The following is a 10,616-nucleotide window of genomic DNA, read 5'->3' on the forward strand; positions in this document are numbered from 1 at the left end:
GAGCGCAACCTTGCCAAGGTTGAGGTCACGAGTTCGAACCTCGTGTGTCGCTCCAAGTTTAAAACCCTAGCAGAAATGCTAGGGTTTTTTGCTATATACACTTTACCCATCTTATCTCTGCTACAACTCTCAAGTCCTGATTGATTTTTGAACATTCATTGTGTGAATTTATTTATAAATCGAATAAAATAAACGTTCGATTATATGAAGTTGCTCTAAGAGTTGTAGGATGAGTTCGAATGGTTAGGCCAAAATGGTTAGTCGTATACCTAGCACCTCTATTGAGTGTCGCTGAGCGATCGGAACCAGTGCTTTCACTTCCAAGTACTTGTCTTGTCTGCTTTAAGCTAAACGAATCGACCTTTAGCGTGTATAGTGAGCATTAAAATTGGCTAGACCTTTTCCGACCCCGCGTAGAGTAGCGGCGAAACTCTCAATTAATCAGATGTTAGTCGTGTCACATCTATTTTTAGTGGTGATATTGATTGCGGGTTTCAGTTATACGCGTTATCAAAGCGAATGGAACCGCCATGTCGAGTATTCTGCCTCTATTGCCAAGCTTACCTTAGCACCACATATCCCGTTCATTTCGAGTTCAGTTGCTGGGATAAACTACGTTAACTTGATGATGCCAAGCACCAAGAAAATATTAGCCTCAATTGATGATTTAGAATTTTTAGAAGTGAGTGGTCATTCTGATTATTCGGGGCAACAAGTCCAAGTCCGCTATTTTAGGCGTTTCGATTATCTTTGGCGCGCAGATGTAAAAGAAGGGGAAGTCGAGGAAAATGAACAGAAGCTCAGAGAGTTAAGAGTCAAAATTGATGGAGCAAGTACTGACAACCTAATTCGACGCAAAAAGCTGATGTTTATCCAGAATAGAGTTGAGCGTGAGCTTGAAGCATTGGTTGACAGCATTTATATCACCGACAATATCTATATTCCATGGAGTAAGCCGAGGGCTTTTGACGACGCTTACTATTTAGATGAAGAGTTATGTACACTCAATATCCTCCTACCACTGATTAACAAAAATGGTGGTGAGGTGTGGGCGGTATTTAATGCGAGTGAACTAACCAAATTGCAGTATTCGCTAGTTGAAGAGATTATTGCCGAAGCGATTGTTGCACTCGCCATTTCTCTGATTCTGATTGGCTGGGTTTCTCATTGGATAGTGTCACCTCTTAAATCTCTTGCAGAACATATGAGATTGGGACAAGCAAACAGCGATCTTAACCATTTAACAGAGCTAGAGCGAAGTGATGAAATAGGCCAGCTGGCAAGAGCTTATCAAGGCTTACTGACTAAACTAGATAATCAGCTCAGTATTCTGCGAGCCAAATCAGATACCGATCCGTTAACAGGGCTCGGCTCTCGTCACAAGTATTCTCGTACTGCCGTTCCTTTTTTAAAGCGACATTTGGCTAAAGGTCACTATGTTGGCCTAATTGTTTGTGATGTAGACAATTTTAAAGCCTTTAACGATATATATGGCCATACAGAGGGTGACAACGCATTGTCTAGAGTCGGCAGTAAGATCAAGCAATTGGCGCGTGATAGCGATCTTGCATTCCGCTATGGAGGCGAAGAGTTTGTTATTTTCTGCGCTCGACCTGACTTGAGTCAACTCGCGAATTTCACAGAGCGCTTGAGGCACGAGATCGCAGGATTGGACTTGGTTCATGAAGGGAATCAACCTTTTGGAACTGTTACGGCATCTGTAGGTGGTGCTGTTGCCCAGCAGCGAGATTTGTATGAGAGATTCAACACCCATCAAGAGCTACAGGAAGCGATGTTTAATCTAGCAGACAAAGCCTTGTATGAGTGTAAGCAGAGTGGTCGCAATAAAGTCATTTGGGCGAGTAGTTCTGAGTAAAAAGTTAATGAGCACCTGAGCGTGCTCACTCTGCTTAGCCTTCTTTTGCTAAGCGATATATCTTCCCGCTATCAGTACTAAATAGAATTTCTCCGTTGGGTAATGCTTCGATGTCGCGGATACGTTCACCTAGGTGTTCTAGAATTCTCTGCTCACCGACGACTTGGTTACCTTCTATAGTTAGTACATTGATATGAGTAAGTTTAAGCGCACCAGCAAGCAATTTTCCAGATAACCCAGGGTGTTTGTCTCCACGATAGAGTATTAGAGAACTAGGTGCTATAGAAGGGATGTATACTTTCTTTGGAGAGCTGATGCCTTCTTTTTCAGTTGACTCTCCGACCGCGATTGGTCCCCAGTATTCTTTACCGTGCGATGTAACAGGCCAACCGTAGTTCGCACCTTTCTCTATCAAGTTCACTTCGTCGCCACCCCGTGGACCATGTTCAATAGACCATAGGCTTCTCTGCTTACTATCAAAAAACAGTCCTTGCGGATTTCGATGGCCATAGCTCCATATTTCATCCAACTTACCTTCTTCTGCAATAAATGGGTTGTCTTGAGCAGCCTCACCATTGGTTTGAACACGAAGAATGCTTCCTGCATGAGTCGTGAGATCTTGCCCGTTGTCTCTTTCGCCTCGATCGCCGATGCTGAAGTACAAATACTGTGAGTCAAAAGTAATCCGGCTACCAAAGTGACGGCCACCATCAGAACCGGATTGGGTGACCAGCAAATCTTGCCAACTTGGTCGCTCACCTTCGTTGTAGGTTGCGCTCGCTAGCGTTGTTTCTATCGCTTTGCCAACAGATTTTGAATAGGTGATATAGATTTGAGTGGGATCAAAAGGGGAGACCGCTATATCAAGGAGACCTCCCTGACCAGATACATGTACGTTCGGCACTTTACCAATGTCTTGGTAGGTGTTGTTTTCAAGGTTTAGTACACCAATAGTGCCGTTTTTTTCACTAACGAGCACTTTATTATCGCCGAGGTAGCTTAGCCCCCAAGGCACATTGAGGCCTGCCACCAGAGGCTCTGCATACCAGCTGTTGGCTAAAACACTAGATGTCGAGAATATTCCTAAGCCAAGCAACGTTAAAAAGTTTTTCATACAAGATCCATTTCAAAGTAGCTTACCAAGCAATAGTAGCATTTGGATCAATTCATTACCGTCATAAATCTTTTACCTAACTTTCTCTTGATATGATCAATAAATGCGCTATTATGACGATGTGTCAAAAATGACGAATCGTCATTAATGGTGTTTATAACGTAATTGGTATTCGTGTTACAATAGTAAGGTTAGGGAGTAAACGACTGAGACGGATTAGATAATCATGTTTGGTTTTGGCTGTAGTAAAAATGATAAAAAAGAAGGTTCTGGCTGCTCGTTTGGGTTGACTAAAAAGCAGCAGGCGATTGCCGATAGAGAAGTCGAACTCACTCTATTAGCCAAGTCGCTTGTCCAAGAACAAGGGTGGAGCAACTTGACGATGGACAAGTTAACTTCAGCGAGTGCGTATTCTAAAGGCACGATTTACAATCATTTTTGCAGTAAAGAAGACGTGATTATGGCGCTGTGCATACATTCACTGAAAAGTGAGGCTGTTTTGTTTGCGCGTGCTGGTGAATTTGAAGGCAACACCCGTGAAAAGGTGATTGCGCTCCACGTTGGTTATCGTATTTACGCTCGTATGGAGCCAGTACTGTCAACGTGTGCGATTATGGCAAAGAGCCCTTGGGTACTTGAGAAAGCCTCCCCAGAAAGGGTAAAAGAGCTAAATACTCTCGAAGAACAAGTGATTGAACATGCTGATCAACTTGTGCTTAATGGAGTAGAGCAGGGAGACTTGAAGTTCTCTCCTGGTATCGGCTCTGATGCTATCGTATTTGCAAACTGGTCAATTGCCTTTGGTTCAAATGCATTGACACAGAATGCTTCAAATAGCCATTGTATCAATCGTTTGCAAGATCCCTATACCGTACTCAATAATGCCAACATGTTATTGGATGGTTTGGCTTGGAAGCCTTTATCGACAGAGTGGGATTATCGAAAAACTTGGCGCAGAGTAGAGCAAGAGTTGTTCGCCCAAGAGATAGATTATCTAGAGTCTGTAGGTCGATAGGCTACAAGCATTTCATCATAAAAGCCCGTAAGGGCTTTTAAAATCACCATTTTTGACGAATCGTCACATAAAGCACTGATACTCAGAATCTAATTAACAGGTTCAGGGGTTGTTACTTAAGTACCAGCATTTGCTGGTTTTTAACTAACCGCTTTTGACGAAACGTCACAAATGGAGAGTGTGATGACTGCTCAACTTAATAATTCAAAACAGCCTTCTACTTGGCTGACCATGCCGACTCGCTTTAGCTGGTGGGTGTTACTCATAACGCTGGCGATAGTCACTGTTTCAACAATGGGAGGAAAAAATCTCTATTTTAGAGGTGATTATAATATCTTCTTCGATGGGCAAAATGCTCAATTAAGGGCGTTTGATGAGATTCAAACGATATTTGCAAAGTCAGACAATCTTGCCATCGTAATTGCCCCTGCGACTGGTAATGTGTTTGAACCAGAGACATTAACTTTAGTTCAACAACTTACTCAAGATGCATGGCAAGTCCCGTACTCAAGCCGCGTCGATTCTATCGCAAATTATCAACACACCGAAGCATACGAAGATGATCTGATCGTCGAAGATCTGCTACTGGAAGATTACCCTTTAACACCAGAGCGGATTGAAAAGGTTAAGCGTATTGCACTGTCAGAGCCGGTTATCAAAGACTCTCTGATTTCGCAAAAAGGCGATGTCACAGTGGTTAACGTCACTGTCCAAATGCCTGAAATTGACGAAACGGCGGAAGTGATTGAAATCGTAACTCACATCGATCAGTTGCTCGCCAAATATCAATCTCAATATCCGCAAGTAGAATTTCATAAAGCCGGTATCATCGCTATGAACCACGCCTTTATGACCTCTGCCCAAGAAGACAGTTCAACGCTAGTGCCCACTATGCTACTGGTCATTCTTGTGTTTCTAACTCTGATGCTGCGTTCGTTCTTAAGTGTGGTGGCGACGTTAGTCATCATCATAGGTTCTGTTGCTGCGACTATGGGAATTTCTGGCTGGGCCGGAATGTTCTTAAGTACCGCAACCGTGAATATACCCACCTTGGTGATGACGCTAGCGGTTGCAGATTGCGTGCATGTTATCGCAACCATGAGGCAAAACCTTAAGAAAGGATATAGCAAGTCTTACTCGATTGACCAAAGCGTTGCCATCAACTTTATGCCAATCGTGATTACCTCTGTCACGACGGCTATTGGCTTCTTGATGATGAACATGTCTGACTCACCAGTATTGCGCGATTTCGGCAACTTGGCCGCGCTTGGAGTCATGATTGCCTGTTTCTTATCGGTAACTATGCTGCCAGCCATGTTGAAACTGCTGCCTATCAAAGTCAAAGCTGTCGATGAGAAAACAGCCGCGTCGCAAGACTTCATGGACATGCTTGGTGACAAGGTGGTTCGTTATCGTAAGGCGCTATTGCCGATTTCTGCGTTAGTCATCGCCGTTTCTGCAAGTTTACTACCGCTGAATAAAGTGAATGATGAGTCCGTTAAGTACTTCGATTCGCGTAGTGATTTCCGCCAAGCGGCTGACTTTATGGAAGAGCGCATCAGTGGAATGACAAACATCAGTATTGCGGTCAAAACTGGCGAATCACAAGGTATTGCCGATCCTACATTCCTAAAAACAATGGGAGACTTTACCAATTGGCTGCGCTTGCAACCTGAGACTGACCATGTCGCTACCTTGTCAGACGTTTATAAGCGCCTTAATAAGAACATGCATGCTGATGACGACAGCTACTATAAGCTGCCACTGGATAGAGAGTTAGCCGCTCAGTACCTGCTACTTTATGAGATGTCATTGCCTTACGGCTTAGACCTCAACAACCAGATCAACGTCGACAAGTCGTCTATCAAGCTGGTTGTGACGGTTGATAACTTGGGCAGTGTCGAGCTTGTGGAACTGGAAGAACGCATCTATAGCTGGTTTGCCACTTACGCCCCTCAGTATCAGGTAGTCGCGTCTAGCCCGTCACTTATGTTTGCCCATATCGGTGAAACGAATATGGCTAGTATGCTGTCGACACTACCTATCACTTTAATCTTGATTTCCGCGCTGATGGTGTTTGCTCTACGTTCAACTCGCTTGGGATTGATCAGTATTGTGCCAAACATGGCGCCAGCTATTATCGGATTTGGATTATGGGCGCTTCTATCAGGTGAAATTAACCTTGGATTATCGGTTGTCGTAACTCTGACTCTAGGCATTGTCGTCGATGATTCGGTTCACTTCTTATTTAAATATCAACGTGCACGTAAACAAGGGCAATCTGCTGAACAAGCGGTGCGCTATGCCTTCCACACTGTCGGGCGCGCATTATGGATCACCACTGTTGTGTTAGTCGCTGGTTTCTCTGTTCTAGCAATGTCGAGCTTTAGACTTAACGCCGATATGGGTCAGCTGAGCGCCATGGTGATCTTTATTGCCCTTGTGGTCGACTTTATCTTCTTACCTGCGTTGCTGATGCGTTTTGATACCGCTAGCTACGTTGAAGAAACAGAAAATAAACCAGAACAAACTCGTTCCACCCCAATCACACAAACCCAAAGCTAAAAGGATTTCATTATGAATACTCAAACAAAATCAATGATCAAGGCAGTCGCCCTTTCAGCCATGGTTGTGTTTGCTAGCCAAGTCGTGGCTTCACCAGAGCGTGGGTTAGAAATTGCTACTGAACGTAAAGCTCGCGATGAAGGTTGGGGTGACTCGGTTGCCACAATGAAGATGATTCTAAAGAACGCTCAGGGTGAAAGCAGTACTCGTGAAATGCGCTTAAAGTCGTTCGAAATCGATGGTGATGGTGATAAAGGTCTCACTATCTTCGATTTGCCGCGAGATGTGAAGGGGACTGCTTTTCTTAACCATTCACACAGTATTGAGGCTGATGATCAATGGCTGTATTTACCTGCGTTGAAGCGTGTTAAACGTATCTCTTCACGCAATAAGTCCGGGCCTTTTATGGGCAGCGAATTCGCCTATGAGGATTTAAGCTCTTTTGAACTGGAGAAGTACACCTTCAACTATTTGGGCGATAAAGAGGTCAATGGCACACCAACTTATCTGCTTGAGCAGATCCCAACAGATAAGAACTCTGGTTATACCAAGCAACTTGTCTGGTTGGATAAGGAGCATTATCGCCCGCTGAAGGTTGAGTTCTATGATCGCAAAGGCGCACTGCTAAAAACCTTGCAGTTTGACGCATACAAACAGTACCTCAGTCAGTACTGGCGCGCACATTCTATGGCAATGGTGAATCACCAAACAGGTAAAAGCACCACGCTGACCACGAGCAATCTCGATTTTCAAACTGGATTGAGAGAAAAGGATTTTGAAAAGAATGTTCTTAAGCGTGTGAAGTAAGAGGCGATATGAAGGATCTATTAAGCAAAGCTGGCAGACTTTCTGCCAGCGCCATATTGACCTTGCTTTCGTTACAATGTCACGCTTTCGAGTTCGCAGGACAAGCTAATGTAGAGCATAGGCAGTTTTTCTCAGACGGTGAGCAGGGGCAGGGAAAAGGTCAGAGTTCTCTGGTTCTGCAACCTGAAATTTACTGGCAGTTGGGAGAGAACGCCGATTTTACCTTTACACCTTTTTATCGTGTAGACAGCTTAGATGATGAAAGAACGCATGGTGATATTCGTGAAGCTCTCTATCTAAACTATTGGGATGACTATGAAATCAGGGTAGGCATTGGCAAGGTATTTTGGGGAGTGACTGAATCTGCCCATTTAGTCGATGTTGTTAATCAAACCGACGCTATTGAAGCGGTTGATGGCGAAGATAAGTTCGGCCAACCTATGATTCATTTTACCTCGATCAAAGAGTGGGGAACCATAGACGCCATGGTTTTACCTTACTTTAGAGAGCGCACGTTTTCGGGTAAGGATGGCCGCTTACGTCCTACGTTGCCGGTATCTAAAGACGCTATCTATGAATCCTCACGGGAAGAAAAGCATGTCGATTTTGCGCTTAGATATTCCCAGATGTACGGTGATTGGGATGTAGGATTGAGCTATTTCCAAGGTACTAATCGTGATCCCTATTTTCGTTTGGCTGGTGGTGAAGTGAAGCCATACTATGCACAGGCGAAACAGGTTGGTCTCGATGTACAAGGCATTGTGGGCGATTGGCTGTGGAAACTTGAAACTATCTACCGAGACAGTTTCGATCACCATACTGGGCTCGTGTCTGGCTTTGAATACACGATTGTTGGCGTGTTTGATACGGTTTGGGATTTAGGTTTGATTGCTGAGTATCTCTACGATAGCCGCGGCAATAATGCTCAATCCATTGGACAAAACGACATCTTTGCAGGAACGCGTTTGGCGCTCAATGACGAAGACAGCACTGAGATTCTTTTGGGCGTCACCCAAGATCTCGATAACAGTGATGTCTACAGCGCGAAGTTGGAAGCTTCAAGTCGACTTACCAATCACTTATCTTGGACTCTCGATGCCTGGTTGTTTGAGAACGAAACTCCAAACGATTTGCTATATTTCGCTCGTAAAGATGATTTTATTGAAGTGTCACTGGAATACTATTTTTGACATGAATGTAATCAAAGATGTTTCTAGATGATTTAAACTAGGGAGCAAATAAGCTCCCTTTTTTAGCGATACTCATTGTTCATAAAACCACCATACTGTTAGTGACTTTTGCTGTTTTGGCATAAGTGATTGATAACCTGAGAATAAAATAAAACATGCAATTTTGGAGGTGTAAGTCTGCATGTTTTATTAGTGGTTATTAATGATACATTTGTTACCTGAATGTATTGAATTTTGGAAATAAGTCTCATTACCGAGTGGTGGGTCATATTTTTCGAAATTTTGGTAGTTGCTGAATGAGGTACCGCTCTTGGTTGGACAATTTAAATTAACCGCAGAAACCTATGTCGTTATTGGCTTAGATGGTCGCATCAAAATCGTAGATTCAAAGGATGAACTACTGCCGGGTGAAGTGATTGTTGAGACGTTGGAAAATGAAATCCAACCAGAGCAAATTTATGTTCTAGATGAACTTGGGCACCTTCAGTCTGAACAGATAGCAGCTAAGCAAGTTGCGCAGTTACTGGAAGCATTCGAAAACGGTCTTGATCCTAATGAGTTGGGAGAAGAGTTCGCGACGGCAGCAGGCGGTGCAGGCGGTTCAAGCCTAACAGAGTCAGGTACTATTGAAAGAATAGGGGCTGAAGTTCTTGCTAGCACTTATTTTGAGACAGCTGGCTTTAGTTCAGAGCAAAGTACCACGTTGTTTAACCTTTTCCGTTATTCGCAAACCGATATTGCGCAGATTAAAGCGATAATTGCGGGGGATGACTCTGGGGTAGTTAAAGAGGATACTATTCTTCAAACAAGTGGCCAGTTATCCATCAGTGATTCCAACCCTGGTGAAGCATTTTTTCAGCCACAGACAAACGTGAAAGATGGCAATTGGGGCAGCTTTTCAGTTGATGCTAATGGCAATTGGAGTTATGAACTCAACAATACTCATTCTGATGTTCAGGCCTTAAATACAGACAGCGAGCCAGTTACCCGTATTTTAACCGTCACCTCAGTTGATGGGACAACTCATCAAGTAGAAATCACCATTACGGGCACCAATGACGCCGCGCAAATCAGCGGCGACGATAAAGGTGCCGTGACGGAAGGTGATGGCAACGAGATCCTTGAAGATACGGGCACGCTGACGTCTGTCGATGTGGATGGTAACAACGCTAACGACACCTTTAAAACTGACGTGACGGCGGTGAATCACCCAACGGAAGGTGCGCCACTGGGCAGCCTGACTATCACCGAAGGCGGTGAGTGGACGTACAACGTTGACAACAGCAAAGTGGAATACTTAGGTGAAGGTCAGACTCGCGTTGAGACCTTCACGGTTCAGTCTGAAGACGGCACGCCACACACGGTCGAAATCACCATTACGGGCACCAATGACGCCGCGCAGATCAGCGGCGATGACAAAGGTGCCGTGACGGAAGGTGACGGCAATGTGGTCCTTGAAGACAAGGGCACACTGACGTCTGTCGATGTGGATGGTAACAACGCGAGCGACACCTTTAAAACTGACGTGACGGCGGTGAATCACCCGACGGAAGGTGCGCCACTGGGCAGCCTGACCATCACCGAAGGCGGTGAGTGGACGTACAACGTTGACAACAGCAAAGTGGAATACTTAGGTGAAGGTCAGACTCGCGTTGAGACCTTCACGGTTCAGTCTGAAGACGGCACGCCACACACGGTCGAAATCACCATCACGGGCACCAATGACGCCGCGCAGATCAGCGGCGATGACAAAGGTGCCGTGACGGAAGGTGACGGCAATGTGGTCCTTGAAGACAAGGGCACACTGACGTCTGTCGATGTGGATGGCAACAACGCTAACGACACCTTTAAAACTGACGTGACGGCGGTGAATCACCCAACGGAAGGTGCGCCACTGGGCAGCCTGACCATCACTGAAGGCGGTGAGTGGACGTACAACGTTGACAACAGCAAAGTGGAATACTTAGGTGAAGGTCAGACTCGCGTTGAGACCTTCACGGTTCAGTCTGAAGACGGCACGCCACACACGGTCGAAATCACCATCACGGG

At 44.9% G+C, this 10,616-nt stretch carries 7 protein-coding genes; 6 read left to right on the forward strand and 1 reads right to left on the reverse strand.

Features of this window, described 5'->3' with window-relative positions; all coding sequences use genetic code 11:
• Window positions 1–388 precede the first annotated feature (388 nt).
• Window positions 389–1,876: a sensor domain-containing diguanylate cyclase gene (locus APB76_RS14305; RefSeq protein ID WP_237767909.1), complete on the forward strand. Its 1,488-nt coding sequence runs from the start codon at window positions 389–391 to the stop codon at window positions 1,874–1,876.
• Between the two features lie 34 nt (window positions 1,877–1,910).
• Here APB76_RS14305 and APB76_RS14310 read toward each other — a convergent pair whose 3' ends face one another.
• Complete coding sequence (locus tag APB76_RS14310) at window positions 1,911–2,990, reverse strand: PQQ-dependent sugar dehydrogenase (RefSeq protein WP_054963601.1); 1,080 nt, start codon at window positions 2,988–2,990, stop codon at window positions 1,911–1,913.
• A gap of 226 nt (window positions 2,991–3,216) precedes the next feature.
• Between APB76_RS14310 and APB76_RS14315 the strand changes: the two genes are divergently transcribed.
• The 5 genes from APB76_RS14315 to APB76_RS14335 all read left to right on the forward strand — a co-directional run.
• Window positions 3,217–4,005 carry a TetR/AcrR family transcriptional regulator gene (locus APB76_RS14315; protein ID WP_054963602.1) on the forward strand — a complete coding sequence of 263 codons (789 nt, stop codon included), beginning with the start codon at window positions 3,217–3,219 and terminating at the stop codon, window positions 4,003–4,005.
• Window positions 4,006–4,188: 183 nt separating this feature from the next.
• Window positions 4,189–6,570: an efflux RND transporter permease subunit gene (locus APB76_RS14320; protein WP_054963603.1), complete on the forward strand. Its 2,382-nt coding sequence runs from the start codon at window positions 4,189–4,191 to the stop codon at window positions 6,568–6,570.
• Between the two features lie 60 nt (window positions 6,571–6,630).
• Window positions 6,631–7,377, forward strand: coding sequence for an outer membrane lipoprotein-sorting protein (locus APB76_RS14325; RefSeq protein ID WP_408058703.1), 747 nt, complete (start codon window positions 6,631–6,633; stop codon window positions 7,375–7,377).
• Between the two features lie 8 nt (window positions 7,378–7,385).
• Window positions 7,386–8,567 carry a hypothetical protein gene (locus APB76_RS14330; RefSeq protein WP_054963604.1) on the forward strand — a complete coding sequence of 394 codons (1,182 nt, stop codon included), beginning with the start codon at window positions 7,386–7,388 and terminating at the stop codon, window positions 8,565–8,567.
• A 310-nt stretch (window positions 8,568–8,877) separates the two neighbouring features.
• Window positions 8,878–10,616 (forward strand): VCBS domain-containing protein (locus tag APB76_RS14335; protein ID WP_202816238.1); only part of this gene is annotated, 1,739 nt, incomplete at its 3' end.

The organism is Vibrio bivalvicida, assembly GCF_001399455.2.
Classification (GTDB): Bacteria; Pseudomonadota; Gammaproteobacteria; order Enterobacterales; family Vibrionaceae; genus Vibrio; species Vibrio bivalvicida.